Source organism: Hyphomonas sp., assembly GCF_046313975.1.
In the GTDB taxonomy this organism is placed as follows: Bacteria; Pseudomonadota; Alphaproteobacteria; order Caulobacterales; family Hyphomonadaceae; genus Hyphomonas.
The window spans coordinates 15,100-32,598 of record NZ_JBKBXB010000008.1 but is presented as its reverse complement, the minus strand read 5'-3'; the positions used below and the strand labels follow the sequence as shown (position 1 = coordinate 32,598).

General features: G+C 64.3%; 21 protein-coding genes. 2 read left to right on the top strand and 19 right to left on the bottom strand.

What is annotated here, in order from left to right; genetic code table 11:
• Positions 1-43 precede the first annotated feature (43 nt).
• The 14 genes from bchO to petA form a co-directional block, all read right to left on the bottom strand.
• Positions 44-943 (bottom strand): alpha/beta fold hydrolase BchO, encoded by a 900-nt coding sequence (gene bchO / locus ACK4TE_RS04630; protein WP_409910314.1) that lies wholly within the window; start codon positions 941-943, stop codon positions 44-46.
• 7 nt (positions 944-950) lie between these two features.
• A complete protein-coding gene (locus ACK4TE_RS04625; protein ID WP_409910313.1) occupies positions 951-2,738 on the bottom strand; it encodes a magnesium chelatase subunit D in 1,788 nt (595 codons plus the stop codon).
• A complete protein-coding gene (gene bchI, locus ACK4TE_RS04620; RefSeq protein WP_409910312.1) occupies positions 2,735-3,748 on the bottom strand; it encodes a magnesium chelatase ATPase subunit I in 1,014 nt (337 codons plus the stop codon). The genes ACK4TE_RS04625 and bchI overlap by 4 nt, the downstream gene beginning before the upstream one ends.
• 129 nt (positions 3,749-3,877) lie before the next feature.
• The gene (locus ACK4TE_RS04615; protein ID WP_409910311.1) at positions 3,878-4,426 is read right to left on the bottom strand and encodes a c-type cytochrome; all 549 of its coding nucleotides are present in this window, start codon (positions 4,424-4,426) and stop codon (positions 3,878-3,880) included.
• A gap of 94 nt (positions 4,427-4,520) precedes the next feature.
• Complete coding sequence (gene idi, locus ACK4TE_RS04610; RefSeq protein ID WP_409910310.1) at positions 4,521-5,060, bottom strand: isopentenyl-diphosphate Delta-isomerase; 540 nt, start codon at positions 5,058-5,060, stop codon at positions 4,521-4,523.
• Between the two features lie 64 nt (positions 5,061-5,124).
• The gene (locus tag ACK4TE_RS04605) at positions 5,125-5,430 is read right to left on the bottom strand and encodes a hypothetical protein (protein WP_409910309.1); all 306 of its coding nucleotides are present in this window, start codon (positions 5,428-5,430) and stop codon (positions 5,125-5,127) included.
• A 73-nt stretch (positions 5,431-5,503) separates the two neighbouring features.
• Positions 5,504-6,211, bottom strand: coding sequence for a TerB family tellurite resistance protein (locus ACK4TE_RS04600; protein ID WP_409910308.1), 708 nt, complete (start codon positions 6,209-6,211; stop codon positions 5,504-5,506).
• A gap of 121 nt (positions 6,212-6,332) precedes the next feature.
• Positions 6,333-7,289 carry an ion transporter gene (locus ACK4TE_RS04595; protein WP_409910307.1) on the bottom strand — a complete coding sequence of 319 codons (957 nt, stop codon included), beginning with the start codon at positions 7,287-7,289 and terminating at the stop codon, positions 6,333-6,335.
• A 94-nt stretch (positions 7,290-7,383) separates the two neighbouring features.
• Positions 7,384-7,848, bottom strand: a complete 465-nt coding sequence (locus tag ACK4TE_RS04590; RefSeq protein ID WP_409910306.1) for a YybH family protein — start codon at positions 7,846-7,848, stop codon at positions 7,384-7,386.
• A 7-nt stretch (positions 7,849-7,855) separates the two neighbouring features.
• Positions 7,856-8,752, bottom strand: a complete 897-nt coding sequence (locus ACK4TE_RS04585) for a hypothetical protein (RefSeq protein ID WP_409910305.1) — start codon at positions 8,750-8,752, stop codon at positions 7,856-7,858.
• A 71-nt stretch (positions 8,753-8,823) separates the two neighbouring features.
• Positions 8,824-9,699 (bottom strand): S-methyl-5'-thioadenosine phosphorylase, encoded by an 876-nt coding sequence (gene mtnP / locus ACK4TE_RS04580; protein WP_409910304.1) that lies wholly within the window; start codon positions 9,697-9,699, stop codon positions 8,824-8,826.
• Between the two features lie 128 nt (positions 9,700-9,827).
• Entirely contained in the window at positions 9,828-10,787 is a 960-nt protein-coding gene (locus ACK4TE_RS04575) for a cytochrome c1 (RefSeq protein WP_409910303.1), read from the bottom strand.
• Positions 10,788-10,807: 20 nt separating this feature from the next.
• On the bottom strand, positions 10,808-12,268 hold the full coding sequence (locus tag ACK4TE_RS04570) for a cytochrome b (RefSeq protein WP_409910302.1): 1,461 nt from the start codon (positions 12,266-12,268) through the stop codon (positions 10,808-10,810).
• Between the two features lie 15 nt (positions 12,269-12,283).
• A complete protein-coding gene (gene petA / locus ACK4TE_RS04565) occupies positions 12,284-12,853 on the bottom strand; it encodes a ubiquinol-cytochrome c reductase iron-sulfur subunit (RefSeq protein ID WP_409910301.1) in 570 nt (189 codons plus the stop codon).
• Positions 12,854-13,053: 200 nt separating this feature from the next.
• Between petA and hemF the strand changes: the two genes are divergently transcribed.
• Positions 13,054-13,950, top strand: a complete 897-nt coding sequence (gene hemF / locus ACK4TE_RS04560) for an oxygen-dependent coproporphyrinogen oxidase (RefSeq protein WP_409910300.1) — start codon at positions 13,054-13,056, stop codon at positions 13,948-13,950.
• Between the two features lie 40 nt (positions 13,951-13,990).
• Here hemF and ACK4TE_RS04555 read toward each other — a convergent pair whose 3' ends face one another.
• Together ACK4TE_RS04555 and ACK4TE_RS04550 are read right to left on the bottom strand one after the other, a co-directional pair.
• On the bottom strand, positions 13,991-14,392 hold the full coding sequence (locus ACK4TE_RS04555) for a type II toxin-antitoxin system death-on-curing family toxin (protein WP_409910299.1): 402 nt from the start codon (positions 14,390-14,392) through the stop codon (positions 13,991-13,993).
• A complete protein-coding gene (locus ACK4TE_RS04550) occupies positions 14,389-14,709 on the bottom strand; it encodes an AbrB/MazE/SpoVT family DNA-binding domain-containing protein (RefSeq protein WP_409910298.1) in 321 nt (106 codons plus the stop codon). The genes ACK4TE_RS04555 and ACK4TE_RS04550 overlap by 4 nt, the downstream gene beginning before the upstream one ends.
• 72 nt (positions 14,710-14,781) lie before the next feature.
• Here ACK4TE_RS04550 and ACK4TE_RS04545 point away from each other — a divergent pair, with 72 nt between their 5' ends.
• Positions 14,782-15,288: a TspO/MBR family protein gene (locus ACK4TE_RS04545; RefSeq protein ID WP_409910297.1), complete on the top strand. Its 507-nt coding sequence runs from the start codon at positions 14,782-14,784 to the stop codon at positions 15,286-15,288.
• Here the strand turns inward: ACK4TE_RS04545 and ACK4TE_RS04540 are convergent.
• From ACK4TE_RS04540 to ACK4TE_RS04530, 3 genes are all read right to left on the bottom strand, one after another.
• Entirely contained in the window at positions 15,263-16,477 is a 1,215-nt protein-coding gene (locus ACK4TE_RS04540; RefSeq protein WP_409910296.1) for a CCA tRNA nucleotidyltransferase, read from the bottom strand. The genes ACK4TE_RS04545 and ACK4TE_RS04540 overlap by 26 nt on opposite strands.
• Positions 16,464-16,796 (bottom strand): DUF6111 family protein, encoded by a 333-nt coding sequence (locus ACK4TE_RS04535; RefSeq protein WP_409910295.1) that lies wholly within the window; start codon positions 16,794-16,796, stop codon positions 16,464-16,466. Before ACK4TE_RS04535 ends, ACK4TE_RS04540 begins: the two co-directional genes overlap by 14 nt.
• Before the next feature lie 79 nt (positions 16,797-16,875).
• Positions 16,876-17,499: a CoA pyrophosphatase gene (locus tag ACK4TE_RS04530; protein ID WP_409910294.1), complete on the bottom strand. Its 624-nt coding sequence runs from the start codon at positions 17,497-17,499 to the stop codon at positions 16,876-16,878.

The window sequence follows — 17,499 nt, the reverse complement described above, 5'->3', positions numbered from 1 at the left end:
TCCCAAGCCTGCAGCCTCAATCCATCTGCCTGGGTTCGGGATGTCATGCGCCTGCTTTCCTTTTGAGCCGCACGTCTGATCCGGCTACGGACAGGATGGCTGCGCAGATTCGGCCGGCATCTTCCTCATGCGACAGGTGGCCCAGTCCCGCGAGAACCTCCACCGTCACGCGGTCGCTGCGCCGGGCCAGTATCTTTGCCTGGCTTGGCGGAACGGCGCGGTCAGAGGCGCCGACAATCTGGTGCAGTGGCATACCGGATTTCAGGAACGAGTCCGCAACACCGGAGATATCCCAGTGTGCCATCATCGACAAGGTTCCGGAAACGTGGCCGGTATTGCCGAACAGCCGACCGTAAATTCGCAGGTAATCCGGACCCGGACGGGACCCTGTTCCCTTGATCAGGCGCGAGACCCGCGCCGGATTTCGTCCGCCCTGCGCCAGCGCGTGAACGACGAGAGGATTGACCGAAAGCGCCCTGGCAGCCAGCGGCGCCGCCCAGGCAGCCGCCCCGGAGAAGGGTTGCAGCGCACCGTTGAGCGCAATCACCTGACGCGGCGCAGGGGTCAGCTCTCCCGCAATTGCCACCGTAATCGCGGCGCCCGCAGAATGGCCAACCAGAACTGAGGGCGAGAAACGCTCGACTTCGAGAAGCGCCTTCAGCGCGCGCGTCATCCCGAGTAAGGACGCATCCAGGCGCCTGAGCGGGCGCGTGAAGGCATGGCCCGGAAGGTCGACCGACAGCACGTCGAATCTCTGCGCCAGTTCCGGCAGCAGACCCGCCCATGAATGCGTTGAGGCTCCGGTACCGTGCACCAGCAGTAGCCCCTCTCCGCGCCCCGCGCGCTGCACATGCCAGCGATATCCGCCTGCCTCCGTAAACCGGCTCCACGCGCGGTTCGGCCAGTCTGCTCCATCCGTTGACCAGTCCAGCGCGCCGCTCATGCCTGCCTCATGACAAGAGAAGCGTGCGAACGGTATCGAACACCCGTCGCGCGTCTGCTACCGGCAGCGGTTTGTAAAGTGCGCCCATCTCGGCACTGATCTTCTGTGCTTCGAGACTGGGCCGCTTGGAGATGTCGAAGAACAGGACCGGTTCTGCCAGCGCTTTCAGCCGCCGCGCCATGTCGCGCGCATCCTCCGTAGACTGCTCTCTCCCCGGCGAGCCGTCGAGCGCAATATTGCCCTGCCCGTCCGAAAGGAAAACAATGTGGGGCGATCTGCGCCGCTGCCTTTGCAGGCGGGCGAGCTGGGCAGCGGCCGCTATTCCGGCGGCGAGCGGCGTGCCTCCCCCGCCGGGCAGGCGTGACAGCGAGCGCTTGACCCGGGTCAGCGAACGCGTCGGCGGCAGAAGCAGGTCGGCTGTTTCCTTCCGGAACGCAATCAGCGCAACCGATTCCCGGCGCGCATAGCATCCGCTGAGCAGGAGCTCGATGGCGCCCTTCGCTTCCGCAAGCCGGTTCATCGCCGCCGACCCCGAAGCGTCCACGACAAAGATCACGACTGCCTCGCTGCGATGGCGATACCGTTTCACCCGGAAATCTCCGGCGCGAACCGCGATGGCCGACCCTCCGGGCGCAGGCGTGCGCAGGCGTTGCCAGGGCGCAGCGGCGCGCAGTGTCGCAAGTATATCCAGCCGGCCATCCCGGCGCGGATCGCCGGGCCGCGCGCCGATCCGGCTGCCCCGCATCCGCGAATCCACGGTGTCTCCGGACTTTCCGGCAGCCACTTCCTGCAGCGGCGTCTGCCTGCGCGCCCGGTCTTTCGCGGCAATATCCAGTACCATCCGTACGCGGACCGCTTCGACGAGAACCTCTGTCATGGCGTCCGGCTGGCTCTGCGGATTTCCTTCTGCGTCGCTGTCTGTCTCGTTCTTAGGCGGCGGTGGCGCCTGCTCTTCCGGCGGCGGAAAGAACCGGGCCCGGCTGGCATAGACCAGCTCTGCCGCGAGGGCGGCATCTGCCTCGGTTACGGCCTTCCGGCCGGCAAGCGCGGCAATGCCCCTTGCCGCCGCAAGGCAGAAGCCGGGCGCGCGCATGGAGGCGATCCCGAGCTGCAACGCGGAACCGATGATCGCGTCGATCACGTCGTCCGCCACGGTAATGTCCGTGAGCCCTTCGCGCGCCGCTGCGATCTGTTCCCGGCCGAGCGTTCCGGCGCGCGGCCGGGCGGGTGACACGTCGTGCAGCGCAAGACCAAAGGCGAGCCGGTCGCCAAGACCTGAAGGCAGGACTTCGCCTGGCTCATCCGGATCAGAAATCGCAAGCGTCACGAAGGACGATGCCATCCGTACCGACAGTCCGTCACGTTCTGTGCTGACCTCGCAGGTATCTATGACACGCGCGAGCTGCGCGGCGGACCGTCCAGGCAGGCGCTCGGCCATCGCCACGACAAGAATGCTGCCATTTGCCCGCGCCAACAGGCCGGTCTCCGCAACCGGCCGGCCCATTGCGAGTGTTGCAGCAAGATCGAGCCCGCCCATCAACCGGTCGTCCGTGATCGACACCGGCATGCGGTAAACGGCCGGTGATCCGTCCATCCGGGAAGCCAGCCTGTCCTGGATCAATCCGGCGATTTCGGGCGCCGCGCCCTCGACAACCATGCCCCTGAGGCGCTGCGGCATCAGCGCGAGCAGCGCCGCAGCCAGATCCGCCCGCGCCCACTGCCTTGCATCTTCACGCTCCAGCACATCCCGGCGGGCCTGCCAGCCGGTGGGCCCAGATGGCGCATGCGCGGTCACGGAATGAACACCTCTTCGACAGCGCGTTCCACGCGGACAGACGCATCCGTATCGTCCAGCGGGTCCTTGCGCAGCCTGTGGCGCAGGGCGAGCGGCGCAACCGATTTCAGCGACAGCATCGAGACAGCCGGTTCACCTGCCAGCGCGGCGCGTGCGCGCGCAGCCCGCATCAGTGTGAGTTCACCCCTGAGGCCATCGGCCCCGAGCGCCATGCATAGCTGGACTGCCTTTTCCAGGACGTCATCCGGCATGGCGACCTTGCTCACCTTGTCGCGCGCTGCCACAACCCGCCGCCTGAGCGCCGAGGTTTTCCGTGACCAGTCGCGCACAAATCCGTCCGGGTCGCGCTCGAACGCATCGCGGCGGCGGACAATTTCCATCCGTTCACGGAGATCTGCAGATGTCCGCACGTCGACGCAGAGCCCGAACCGGTCGAGCAGCTGAGGACGCAGGTCCCCCTCCTCCGGGTTGCCGCTTCCGACGAGGACAAAACGCGAGGGGTGACGAACCGACAGACCTTCCCGCTCGACAACATTCTCGCCCGAGGCCGCGACGTCGAGCAGCAGATCCACGAGGTGATCGTCCAGAAGGTTGACTTCATCGATATAGAGGAAGCCGCGGTTTGCCCGGGCGAGCAGTCCGGGTTCGAAGGATTTCTCGCCGCTCGACAGGGCCCGTTCGAGATTCAGGGCGCCGACAACCCGGTCCTCGGTTGCCCCGAGCGGCAGGTCGACGACCGGTGCCGGCATCCGCTCCGCAATCCGCTCCGCCCCTTCCGCACAAGCGGGGCAATGTTCCGCAGGCTGGACGGGTGAGCACCGATACGGGCAACCCCGGACAACTTCGATTTCCGGAAGCAGGCTGGCAAGCGCCCGGATGGCGGTCGATTTGCCCGTTCCGCGGTCGCCAAGGGCGAGCACACCGCCGATGGAAGGTTCGATCGCCGCCATCAGGAGCGCCTCTTTGAGCGGCTCCTGTCCAACGATCGCGACGAAGGGATAGATGGCCAACCGACGAATCCAATCCTGATTGTGTCTATCGTAATTGACACTAGCCTATGTCAACTTGACGCATAAGAAAAGCCGCCGAAACTGATTCCGGCGGCTTTCTGGTCGTTTCGTGGGGTCAGACCCTCAGAATCAGCTCGGATTCTTGAGGTAGGCAATGACGTCCGCGCGGTCCTGCGGGTTGCGAAGACCCGGGAAGGCCATGATCGTGCCGGGGATATAGGCCTGCGGATTCTCAAGGTATTCGAACAGGTTTTCCTCGGTCCAGACGACATCGGAATTCTGGTTCGCGGCGGAATACTTGAAGCCCGGGATCGTGCCGGATTCGCGGCCGACGATCTGGTAGAGTGACGGGCCGACATTATTCCGGCCTTCTTGGACGGCATGGCAGGTCATGCACTGGGCGAAGACGCGTTTGCCTTTGGCAGCGTCGCCCGTATAGGCCGCATAGCCTGTGGCGCCTGCCGCAGGCGCCGCCGCTTCCTCGACGGGGGCGGTCTCTGCCGGAGCGGCCTCAGCGGTTGCCTCAGGCGCAGCTTCGATTGCAGCCGGTTCTTCCGTTGCGGCTGCGGGCTCGGCCGACGGCGCCGGCGCAGGGCTTGACGTTTCCGAACCGCCACAGGCGGCAAGAACGAGTGCAAATCCGCTGGCCAGGCTCAAGGCCAGAAACTTCTTGTCCATTCGCATGCGTTTTCTCCCAATCACAAGCGTCTCTTCATTCTAGATTGATTGCAGCGCCCGGCAATTCCGGACGCCAAAAAGACTGCAGATTCCTTCAGACACGCGCCCTCCAGGCCACCAGCTCCGGCATATGCGCCGTGAAGTAATGGCGCAGCCAGGCACTGAACGCTTCAGGCGCAACCGTGATCTCATCCCGGAGGTCTTCCAGATCGATCCAGCGCACAGCCTGCACTTCAGCCGGGTTCAGCTTCGGGCCCGCTGCGGTGCGCGCAAAGTAGAGGTAGGGGATCTCGTTCTCGATCATGTCATTGTCGAGCTGCGCAACATACCGGCTCTTGAACCCGAAGGTCAGCGGCAGGCGAAGCCCCACCTCTTCTTCCAAACGCCGTTCGGCAGCAGCCAGCGTTGACTCGCCCGGTCTCGGATGTCCGCAGCAGGAGTTCGCCCATTTGCCGGCGGAGTGATACTTGCCCCGCGCGCGTTGCTGGATCAGGCACTTTCCGGCCGTATTGAACACGAACACCGAAAAGGCCCGGTGCAAGAGTCCGTCCTGGTGGATCTGCCATTTGTCGCCGTCACGCAGCGGGCGATCCGCTTCATCAACGAGAATGACCTGTTCGAACTCATCCGTCACGGGATGCTCCTTCGGGGACAGGCGTAACGTAAGCCCAGTTTGTCGTCAATTAAGATTGACGCCCCTACTCTACCGTCCAACCTCGCGGCGTGCGCCGGGCGTTGAGCGTGACAGGCGCTTCTTCAACGCGCGCCGGAATACGGGCGGGCGGGCGCTGGCTGACATAGCGCAGCAGCAAGGCCGCCGCGGCCAGCATCAGTCCGGCGAGCGCCGTCATCATGGCAATCAGGCTGGCGAAGAACACGAGCACTGCACCCACAAGCACCTGCGTCGCGAAGCCGAGGCCGGCGCGAAACGAAGCCAGCACGCCCGGAAGGGAGCGTTCGGCGCGGGGGGGAGGAAGCGTGTGATCCATATCTTCGAGTTTCACCTGTGAAGATGGCCAGAAGAGGGCCGGTCGTCAACGGACAGAGGGCGGGAAAGGGTATTCCCGGGGCCGATGATCAATCCTGGCGCACCAGCAGACCGCGCTCGGCGCGGATGCGTGCATAGGCGGCGGTGATGGCAGCCGCCTTGGAATGGGCTGCATCCTCGAACTCGCGCGGCGCGCCCATCTGCACGATCCGGTCCGGATGGTGATCCGCCATCAGGCGGCGATAGGCGCTGCGGATATCGGAGAACTCGGCATCATGGGCGACCCCGAGGATGTGATAGGGATCGTCGCGCTCCGGCCCCAGATGGCTCGCCTTGATGCGGCGGAAGGTGGCAGCATCGAAGCCGAAGGCCTCGGCGACATTGCGCAGATAGGTGAGTTCGTCGTCAGTGACGACGCCGTCAGCGCCGGCAATCTGGAACAAGCCATCGAGCACGCCTTCGAGAAGGCAGGGCCGGTCACCGTACCGTTTGCCGATCCGGCGGGCGTACGCTTCGTAACCCCGCACAGTCTGGCGTGCGAGCATGAACACACGGCGGACATTCTCCGCATCTTCGGGCGGCGCGCGGAAGACGCGGGAAAAGGCCATGATCTCGCTGTCGCTGACCGTACCGTCTGCCGCCGCCATCTTGGCACCGAGACCAACAACAGCCGCCGTGAAGCCGACATCGTTCGGATCCGGCGCACATCCGTCCGCGCCGGCACTGTCGATACCGGGTTCCGGACCGCTGTCGAACAGGCGGCGACCGGAGTTAAGGAGGGTCTGCCAGAGGCTCATCTTGTTTTGTTCTATAGCAGGTGGAAGGCGGGCTTGCACAGACAAGCCTGCTCAATTGCCTGTGAACCAGGGCTGAAAACACCGCTTCAAGGTAATTAAACCCTGTTGATATTGCAGATTTTCAGCCGCGCGCGGCCAGCATTTCCTTCAGGGAGCGGATTTCCGCATGCATCTCGCGGATCATGCGGGTCATTTCCAGGCGGTCGCTTTCAGCCTCTTCCAGTCCCTCTTCGACATGTCCGAGCGCTTCCTCGATCGATTCGTCCCGGGCGCGGATCTCCTCGATGGCATGGGTCACCCCTGCCGATCCGCCATGTTCTTCCATCACCGCTTCGATCTTCTCCTCGATCGCGGCCTTCTGTTCCGCCTGCAGGGCTTCGACAATCAGGGCGATGAACAAGTTCAGCACCGCGAAACTGCCGATGAAGATGAACAGGATGAAGAACACCCAGGCATAGGGATGGCCATCCTCGGTGACGGCATCGAGCAGTTCCGACCAGCCATCCATCGTCATCAGCTGGAACAGGGTACGCGCCGAATCCGGCAGCGTGCCGAACATTTCCTTCACTTCAGGATTTGACGTGGCGCCGTACATGTTGGTCGCCATGACCGCGCCGACATAGATGACCAGCACAATGACCGCGAGGATCGCGCCCATTCCGGGGATCGATTTCAGCAGCGCCTCGGTGATGCGCTTCATCATCGGCACAAAGCGCAGGAGCCGCAGCACCCTCAGCACACGGAGCGCCCGCAGCACGGTGAAAGCCGAAGCGCCCGGCACCAGCGACACGCCGACCACCAGAAAATCAAACACGTTCCAGCCCAGCCGGAAGAATTGCAGCCGGTAGACATACAGCTTGGCCGCAATCTCGGCGACGAACACCCAGGTGATCGCGGCATCGAGGAAAACCAGCAGGTCAACCATGCCTTCCGGCAGACTTGCGCGATAGGTCAGCGCGCCCAGAATGATGGCATTGGCAATGATCAGCGCAGTAATTGTGGAGCGAATGGACGGGCGCTCGAGAAACGCCTCGATCTCGGAATTGGAAGTTTCATAGTCAAGCGTTGCGCGCGGCATCCGGCTGTCCCCTTGGAAATGATACGCGTGAGGAAGCCGTGTTTGCCGTGCGCCGCAGCGCCTGCCAACTCGTCTTCCGGAAAGCCCTGCTCCCCTATTCCTCCGCCGAGGTCGTGGTGTCCGAGATGATCACCCAGTCGCCTTCCGCCTTGCGCAGCACGAGGGTGTAGAGCCCGCCGGGCGCATCCTTATCGCGTGTCAGCTGCCAGCGGCCATGGGCAACCGCGGCATCCGGCGAAAGGAGGATGATCTCGTGATCGGTCGTCTTCAACGTGCCCATCAGGGCGCGGTCGGAATAGCGCGCCTTGTAGCGCGCCAGCGTGCCGGCATAGCCGCGCGTGACATCCCCGCCGGAAGCGAAACGCAGGTCCTCCGACTGCCAGTAGCCCGCCATGAAGCCATCAATGTCGCCGCGGTTCCAGGCTTCGTCTTGTGCTTCAAGCAGCGCCAGGATCTTCGCGCTTTCACGGGCCTCAAGATCCGCTGTCACCGCCGCCGGAACCGAGGCGCAGGCCGCCACCATCAGAACAGCCAGACCAGCGATCAGCGCACGGAGCATGGCAGCCTCAGTTTGCGGGTTTGTAGTCGCCGGCGCCGGCAGGCGCCGGCTCGGCATCACGGACTTCGCCCTCGACCGGTGCAGCCGCTGCCGTTTCCTCGGCCACCTCTTCCTGAACCTCGTCTTCTTGCTTGCGGCCGAAACCGAACAGGTTCTTGCGGGGCTTCTCCTCTGCAGCAGGCTCGACCTCTGCAGCCTTCGCGACTGGCTTCTCCTTGCGCCGGCCAAGCGGGCCGCGCGCATCCGCGTGGCGGTCATACTGCATCGAATAATATTCCCAGGCGGTGTGCGTCAGCGGCTTCGGCGTCAGCTCCAGGCCGTACATCCGCAGGCGTTCTACGACTTCGTCACGCAGGTGCATGTTCGGGAAGGCATCCGCCTTGAAAGCATGGCCCTTCATCCAGTCGCGCACGTCCCAGCTGCGCACCCGGCCGATCTCGCGGGGCAGCGCGCCCTTGTGCACTTCCCATAGATACAGCGCCGCGATGCCGTTGATGGTGGCGTCCATTGCATCATCGAGCACTGCGCCGGGCTCCTTGCCCTGGGCGAGCTGGGCCCGCAGCGACAGCTTGCGCGCCTCGAGTTCCTGATAGGTCACGCCGACGACAGCGAGGCCGTGGCGGTTGGTGTTGATCAGCGCGCGGTTGACCCCGTCCAGCTGCGGATAGCGGATCGGCAGCAGCACATCCGGCGCGACACCCGGATTTGTGGCGACCTGGGAGAGTTCGCTGATCATGCGGTGAAGGTTGATGCGCAGCTCATGGCTGACACCCTCAAGCGCCGACAAGCGGCCCGCCCGGCTGTCTTCCCGCATGCGCCAGAGATGCCAGGCGACCAGAGTCAGCAGGGCCACCATCAGGCCGAGGCCGCCGGTAAGGAAGGTGTAAAACTGTGCTACGCTCATTCTGAGGTCCCCCGAGACATGCCGAAGCAAGCAAGGCGCGCGCCAGAAGTGCCCGGCACGACAGGAAAGTCTTAACCGCCGAGAACGCGCCCGGCAATGACCCGAAGCCTGTCAATAAGTTCAGGATTGCGCGCGTCGGCTGTCGTAATCAATGCAGAATCAAGGCTGTTTTCGATACCCTGCGGCGAAGCGGTACGCACCGTGCCGCTCAGATCGAGGGCAAGCTGGTGGATCGCACGGCGGGCGAGTGCGCTGTTCTGGTGCATAACCTGCAGCACCTCGGTCACCGTCACAGCCTCCTCCGGACTGCGCCAGCAATCATGGTCCGTCACCATCGCGAGCGTCGCATAGGGCAGCTCCGCCTCGCGGGCGAGGCGGGCTTCGGGCATATTGGTCATGCCGATCACGTCCGCGCCCCATTGCCGGTAGAGCGCCGATTCCGCCCGTGTGGAAAATTGCGGGCCTTCCATCGCGATATAGGTGCCGCCCCTGTGTACCCTCCCCCCGGCCGCCTCCACCGCATCCGCCGCGAGCGCCGAGAGCCGCCGGCAGACCGGATCCGCCATCGAGACATGCGCAACGAGCCCCTCGCCGAAAAAGCTCTGCGGACGCGCCATCGTGCGGTCGATGAACTGATCCACCGCCACAACATGGCCAGGGGCGTAGGCTTCCTGCAGCGAACCGCAGGCCGAGACGGAGAGGATGTCGGTGCAGCCCGCCATCTTCAGCGCCGCGATATTGGCGCGGTAGGGCACATCGGACGGCGACAGGCGGTGGCCCTTGCCATGGCGGGGCAGGAAGACAAGCTGGGTCTGCCCGATACGCCCGCGCACGAGATGATCCGAGGGCAGGCCCCAGGGCGTCTCCGGAGTGAAGATCTCCCAGTCCTCGAGCCCGTCGATGGCGTAGAGACCCGAACCGCCGATGATGCCGAGCGTCCAGCTCATATGCTGCTCCTCAGAACCCCTTGCAGAAACCTTACGCCCGCCCGGTCGCCCCGCGCCACAACGAAAAAGCCATCCGCCGGGCTTGCCCTGCGGATGGCTATGTCAGTGTGCTGACTTTTGGTCAGAGCCTAGTGCTCCACTTTCCGCCAGATGCGTTTGTAGGAGAACCAGAGCAGGATCGCGAGGATGCCGAGATATACCATCGTCGCGATGCCGACTTCCTTGCGGGCCTGCATCTTCGGATCGCCGGCCCAGGCGAGGAATTGCGCCACGTCATACGCCATCTGGCTGATCGTCGCTTCCGTGCCGTCGGTATACTCCACCCGGCCATCCGTCAGTTGCGGGCCCATCGCGAGGAAACCGCCCGGCGGCGCGTGACGCGGATCGCCGGCATAGTTCGGGCGCGTGTCACCCGGCATGTACGGATTATAGTACTGACCCGCCGGTTGCAGCAGATAGGCCGTCGTTTCCGGCTTGTACTTCCCGAGCTTGTCAAACTTTGACATGTCGATGACGGTCTCGTAGATCGTCTCGCCGTCCACTTCGGTCACGCGGTCTTCGTACAGCGAGAAGTCCGGATAGCCCGACAGCAGGTTGTAGACATAGGACGCGCCGCCAACGCGGGCCTTGGTGATGACCGACAGATCGGGCGGCACGGCGCCGCCATTGGCCGCGCGGGCAGCCGCATCGTTCGCGAAGGGCGAGCGGAAACGGTCAGCCGGGGTCGCGGGGCGAAGATCGAACTCGCCCGCATCGTTCGGCGTCGGGCTGACAATCTCGTTCTGCGCGGCAAGCGCCTTCACGAAGGGGTTGTCATTCGGGTTCGGATAAGCCGGATCATAGAACGGGCCACCCTTTTCGCCGAGGTTGCGGTAGCTCAGCAGCTTCATGCCGTGGCAGCTGGAGCAGACTTCCTTGTAGACTTGGTAGCCGCGCTGGACGGACGCCTTGTCATACTTGCCGGTGACGCCTTCGAACGGCCAGCCGCCTTCGGGGCCGTCTGCGTGCTTGGCGCCGCCAGCGGCGTGGGCAAGGCCCGCGAAGGCAAGGCCTGCGAGGCTGGCTGCGAGGATGCGGAAGGTTTTCATTGTCTCTCTCCCCACCCGGATTATTCAGCCGGAACGGCGTTGCCGGACTGGGCCTTCTTGGCCTTCAGAACGGATTTGTGGATCGACTCCGGCAGCGGCTTGGTCTTCTCGCTGAGGCCGAGGAAGAACAGGAGTGCGAAGAAACCGAAGTACAGGATTGTCAGGATCAGCGACAGGTGCCGGAAGGCAAAGGCCGGTGCCGGACGCACTTCCAGCGAGGGGGCAGCGGCTGCCGGCAGCGAGGCCATGAAGGCTTTCGCCGATTCGAAGGCTTCGTATCCGCCCTCGTAGACGCTCGAGGCAGGTGCGCCGTCAGCCGTGTAGTTGACGACCAGCGACGGCTCGCCCTGCAGCGCCGGAATCACCGGATCATCCGGGTTCGCCGCGCCGCACCAGCCGAGCAGCAGGCAGACCGCGACGAAGCCGAAGAAGAACTGGCGGGCCACCGGACGGTAGCGCATCGAGCGGACTTTCGACGTGTCGAGCCAAGGCAGCAGGAACAGGACCGCGATCGAGGCGAACATGAAGATCACACCGAGCAGTTTCGCGTCGATTGGGCCGAGGTCGAAGGTGATGGCGCGCAGGATGGCGTAGAAGGGCAGCAGGTACCATTCCGGCACGATGTGCGCAGGCGTCACCAGCGGGTTGGCCTCGACATAGTTGTCCGCATGGCCGAGCACGTCCGGCGCATAGAACACGAACACGGCAAACATCATCAGGAACACCACAATGCCGAAGGCGTCCTTCACCGTGTAGTACGGATGGAAGGGCACAGTGTCCTTGGCAACATCCTGAACCTCGACACCGGTCGGGTTGGTGTTGCCCGGAACGTGCAGCGCCCAGACGTGCAGGATCACGGCCCCGGCAATCGCGAAGGGCAGGAGATAGTGCAGCGAGAAGAAGCGCTGGAGTGTCTGGTTGCCGATCGAGGGGCCACCCATCAGCCAGGTCTGCAGGCTTTCGCCGACCAGCGGGATGGCGCCGAAGAGACCAGTGATCACGTTGGAACCGTGATAGGACATCTGGCCCCAGGGCAGCATGTAGCCGAGGAAGGCCGTGCCCATCATCAGGAGGTAGATGATGCAGCCGATGATCCATAGCACTTCGCGGGGCGCCTTGTAGGAGCCGTAATAGAGGCCGCGGAACATGTGCAGGTAGACGGCGAGGAAGAACATCGAGGCGCCGTTGGAGTGGATGTAGCGCAGGAGCCAGCCGAACGGCACGTCGCGCATAATGCGCTCGACCGAGGCGAAGGCGCCGTCGACGCTGGCCTCGTAGTGCATCGCGAGGATGACGCCGGTGATGATCTGCACGGCAAGGCAGACCGCCAGGATGCCGCCAAAGATATACCAGTAGTTCAGGTTCTTAGGCGTCGGGAAATTGATCATCGTGTCATTCGCGAAGCGAATGATCGGAAGCCGTTTGTCGAGCCAGCGCTCGAAGGCCGAGTTCGGCGTGTAGGTGGATTCATGTCCGCTCATCTAAAGGGGTCCTTCTCAGAGGGAGATGTTGACGACCGAGTCAGAGACCCAGCGATAGTTGGGAACGGGCAGGTTTGCCGGTGCAGGACCTTTCCGGATACGGCCGGACGTGTCGTAGTGCGACCCGTGGCAGGGGCAGTACCAGCCGCCGAAGTCACCGGTATTGCCCTGGGCAGGGCCAACCGGCACGCAGCCGAGGTGGGTGCACGAACCGGACGTGATCAGGATCGTCTTGTTCAGCGAACCGTCCGCTTTCGGGCGAAGGCGGGCTTCATCCGTTTCCGGGTCCGGCAGGCTGGCAACGTTCACCGATTCGGCGGCCGAGATTTCGGCCTCGGTGCGGTGGCGGATGAAGAAAGGCTTGCCGCCGATCAGGACGCGAATCTCGCCGCCCAGCGGGACTTTCGAGACATCGACGTCCAGCGCGGAGGCGGCCTTGGTGTCGGCAGCCGGGTTCCACTGGTCGATTGCGGCCCAGGCGAACATGCCCGCCCCGCCCAGCGCCACGGCGCCGGTTGCGATGTGGATGAAATTGCGGCGGTCGTCGTCGACCGATTCGGTATGATGAGTGGTCTCAGCGGTCACGCGTGACTCCGTCCCTGCTAACGAGGCGATTAGCGCCCGTCTTTACTAGAGCTGTCTTGCCCGCACATTGCGGCAAGTAGGCGCGGGCGCGGCAATTCTGCACGCGCGTCAGCCCCTTGGGACCAGCGCGTTAGCGCGCTCTGAAGATTGTGACAACAGGGCACTTGCGACCACCCCCGCCCCCGGTCCAGTTTGACCCGATGACACAGACCGCCGGACCTGCCCTTTCAGAAACCCAGAAGTCCCGCGCCAGCGCCTGGTTCCGGGCTCTGCAGGAAGATATCTGCGCCCGCTTCGAAGCCATCGAGGCCGCCGCCGTTCCGCCCCTCTACAAAGGCCCGGCCGGGCGGTTCGAGCTGACCGAGTGGAAACGCGGCGACGGCACCGACGACCTGGGCGGAGGCCGGATGGGCCTGATGCGGGGCAAGGTGTTCGAAAAGGTCGGGGTGCACTTCTCCATGGTGTACGGCACGTTCTCCGAAGCCTTTGCCGCCCAGATCCCCGGCGCAGACAAATCCGGCGGTCGGTTCTGGGCGAGCGGCGTGTCGCTGATCGCCCACCCCCGCAACCCGCGCGTGCCTGCGGCGCACATGAACACACGCATGCTGGTCACCAGCGAAGCCTGGTTCGGCGGCGGCGGAGACCTGAACCCGCTGCTCGACTATCAGCGCAGTGAGGCATTTCCCGACACTGCGGACTTCCACGCCGCCATGAAAGCGGCCTGCGACACCCATTCCGGCGCCGACTACGCGCACATGAAAGAGACCTGCGACACCTATTTCCATCTCGCTCACCGGAACGAGCCGCGCGGCACCGGCGGCATCTTCTATGACCGCTTCAATACCGGCGACTGGGAGAAAGACTTCGCCTTCACCCAGGAAGTCGGCCGCCAGTTCGCAGACATCTATCCGAAACTGGTGCGCCGCCGGATGATCGAACCATGGAGCGAAGCCGAGCGCGAGGAACAGCTGATCCGGCGCGGGCGCTATGTCGAATACAACCTGCTCTACGACCGGGGCACCACGTTCGGCCTGAAGACCGGCGGCAATGTCGAGAGCATCCTCTCCAGCATGCCCCCGGTCGTCAAATGGCCCTGAACCCCGTCCAGAAACTGTCTACACGGGGCGTGTGGACGGGTCAGTCGGAATCAGGCGCAAGGGGAGAGGAATTCTCGCGGAGCCCGCAGCATACTGCTGATCCCCCCCATTCCCCGCTTGCGAGAAGAAGCACCGAAGCGATGACATCATCGTCAGTCGCATCCAGCGACCAGCCGTTCGCATTCAGGAAAAGTTCCGAGAGGATGAACCCGGTTCGCTGGTTTCCGTCTATGGAGGGGTGATTCTTCACGACCCCCGCTGCATAGAGCGCTGGAAGATCAAAAATGTCTTCAACGCCATACGCAAGTGCGTTCAGCGGACGCGCGAGCGCACTTTCTAGCAGACCGGCATCACGCACGCCTGCCGCGCCGCCATGTTCTGCGATTTGCTCATCATGAACTTCGAAGACCAGCCAATCCGGCAGCCATCTCGGACGGATCATTGGGCAAGAACTTTAAGGGCCTTGCGCCGGCGCTTCATGATGTCGGCAGCCATTTCACGCAGCTTTTCAGCTTGCTCATCCCCGACCGAAACCATGATGCCATGTGCGGTGCGCGCGAACGAAACCGTGTCACCTTCGCTGGCGCCAAGCATTTCCAGCACTTCCTTCGGCAGGACAACACCCAGTGAATTGCCGATCTTGCGGATTTTCAGGCGGGAAATGGCGCAGGCCCCTTGTGTGACCACAAGTGTCGTAACGTGAGGGCCATCCCTCAGGAAGACAAGGGCAGGCGGCGCGCCTGCCCAATCCCTGTTCACCCTGACTTTGCCCGCCCTGCCGCGGCGATCGGCGGGTTTGATGCGGGACGGATTGCCTCTATTTTAACGCTCATGGGGACGCAGAAACGCTTTATCGACTGGCCGGGGGCGGCGTTGGTCACGGCCGCGACGCTGGGCGCGCTGGCCATTGGCGGACTGCTCAGCCCCGGCAGCGCAGACCCCTGGTACCAGGCCCTGCGCAAGGCGCCGCTCAATCCGCCCGACATTGCCTTTGCCATTGTCTGGCCAGTCCTGTTCGCGCTGATGCTCGCCGGGGCGCTGATGGTGCTGAAGGAGGCGGGCACATTCAAACGCGCCAGCGCCGCGCTCGGTCTCTACTTCACCATGCTGGCCGCCAATGTCTGCTGGAGCCTGTTCTTCTTCGGCTTCCGCGACCCGCCGGTTGCCCTCGGCGTCCTCGTCGCTCTCTGGCTGTTGATCGCCACGATGATGCTGCGCTTCGCCCTGCACTCACCGCGCGCCGCGCTGCTGCAGGCGCCCTATCTCCTCTGGGTCACCTTCGCGGCCTATCTCAATATCTATGTCTGCCTGTTCAATCCGAATGCCGGAGCAGCCTGAGCAGGGCCTCTCGGGGCAGCGTGAAGCCTGACGCGATCCAGGCCTCTTCAATCCGCCCGAGCGCCTCGCCGATGGCGGGACCTTTCAGGTCTGCATCCAACGCATCAGCCCCGCCAAGCGGGAATTTCGGGCGCTCCCACCCGGCAGCTAGCCGGGCGAGCGAACCAAGATCACCGCGGGCGCCGGACGCCGCTTCCATCGCTGCACGGTCAAGCGCAACGTCTGGGCCGAAGCGGTAGAAGGTTTCTGCGATGGCCGCCTCATCCGACCCGAGCACATGCGGCAGCGCGGCATCGGCCCAGCCCGCAAGGCGCGCGGACTCCTCATTCGAGAGTTTCAGGCGCGAGGCAACCTCTCCCACATCCCGCTGGCGGCGGGGCAGCAAGGCCATGAGGCGGCGCATTGCGTCGGGCGCAAGCCCCGCCTCCTTTTCCGCCGCCATCAGGCCGGGCAGGAGCGCGGTATCTGCAGATGGAAGGATCTCCGCCAGCACGCCCGCTTCCTCCATCGCCAGCATCGCGGCCGAAGGATCCGGCGCGGCGAGCGTGCGTTTCAGTTCCTTCCAGATGCGCTCGGCGGCGATCTTCGCGAGCCCCGATTTCTGGCGCGCGCACGCGGCCTGCCCCTCCGCATCGATACCCGCGCCATACCAGGCATTGAACCTGTAGAAGCGCAGGATGCGCAGGTAATCCTCGATCAGGCGCTGGTCGGCGTCGCCGATGAAGATGACACGGCCCGCGAGGGCATCCGCGACCGAGCCGGGGACGACTTCGTGCAACGTGCCATCCGCGCCCGCATAGATGGCGTTCATGCGGAAATCGCGGCGCGCGGCGTCCTCCGCCCAGTCCTCGGTGAACGCGACAACGGCGCGGCGGCCATCGGTTTCGACATCGCGGCGCAGCGTGGTGATCTCCACCGGCACGCCGTCATGGATGGCCGTGACGGTGCCATGTTCGATACCGGTGGGCAGGGCGCGGATGCCAGCGGCGGTGAGCGCGGCCATCACGTCTTCCGGCGGAATTTGTGTCGCCACATCAATGTCATCCGCAGCCAGTCCGCGCAGCGTGTTGCGCACGCAGCCGCCAACATAGCGCGCCCCGCCAGGGCGCACGGCCTCCAGCGCCACAATAACTGCCCGGCTTGCGGGCGCAGTCAGCCAGTCTGCGGAAAGCCTGTCAGGAAGGGTCATCTGCAGGCGCCTGCGGCGCATCACGGCGGGGAATGCCGACATCCTCGGGCCGGTGCTCGCACTCATAAGACCGTGCCGGGATAACAACACCGTTCTCCACGCGCTCCGGCTCGATACACATGCCCCGCTCGCGCGGCTCGAGCGCGATCAGCACGAACCAGGCGATGGTGGCCAGCGCGATGCCGATCGCGAACAGCAGCTGGATCGGCCATTTGCGCCGCCCAGCCTCCTCGGCAGAGCGGGTCGCGAGCACATAGATGCCGAACACCAGGAAAGGCAGGGAGAAGACGAAGAGTTCGAACAGCAGGCGTCCGGCCACGGCGGAACTTTCCTTCAAAAAACAGGCTTCTGACTACATAGGAGGGCGGGCAGGATTGAGGAACCCTGAATCGGGCCCCTCAGTCGCTTTCGTAAAGCGTCTGGTAGAGGCGGCGGATGATGCCGGCAGTGACACCCCAGATGCGGTATCCGTTGTGTGGCATCTCGTAATAGGTGCGGTGCTGGCCCTTGTAGAAGGCATTACCGGTCTGGTGGTTGGCCGGGTTCATCAGGAAGTCGAGCGGGGTCTCGAACACGGCCGCGACCTCGCCCGGCTCTGGCACCGGATTGAAATCGTGGGGCAGGAGGCCGACCACAGGCGTGATCCGGTAGCGCGTCCCCGTCACATACGGCGCGCCCTTGCCCAGCACATCCACATCGCGCGGTGCCACGCCGACTTCCTCATGCGCCTCGCGCAGGGCAGCAGCGACCTCATCGAGATCTATCGGATCGACCTTGCCGCCTGGAAACGCGACCTGCCCGGCATGGTCCGCCATGGTATCGGGCCGCAGGGTGAGCAGGGCCGTTGGGCCCTCCTTGCGAGGCAGCACGCCGAACAGCACCGCGGCCGGGCGGATGATCGCGACCTCTTCCGGCGTCAGGAAATCCATGTCGCCATACTCGGCCAGCCGCCCGCTGCCGACCGGCGGGTCGAGCTTGTCCTGAACGCGCAGGATGAAGTCGTCGAGATTCTTCCAGCCCAT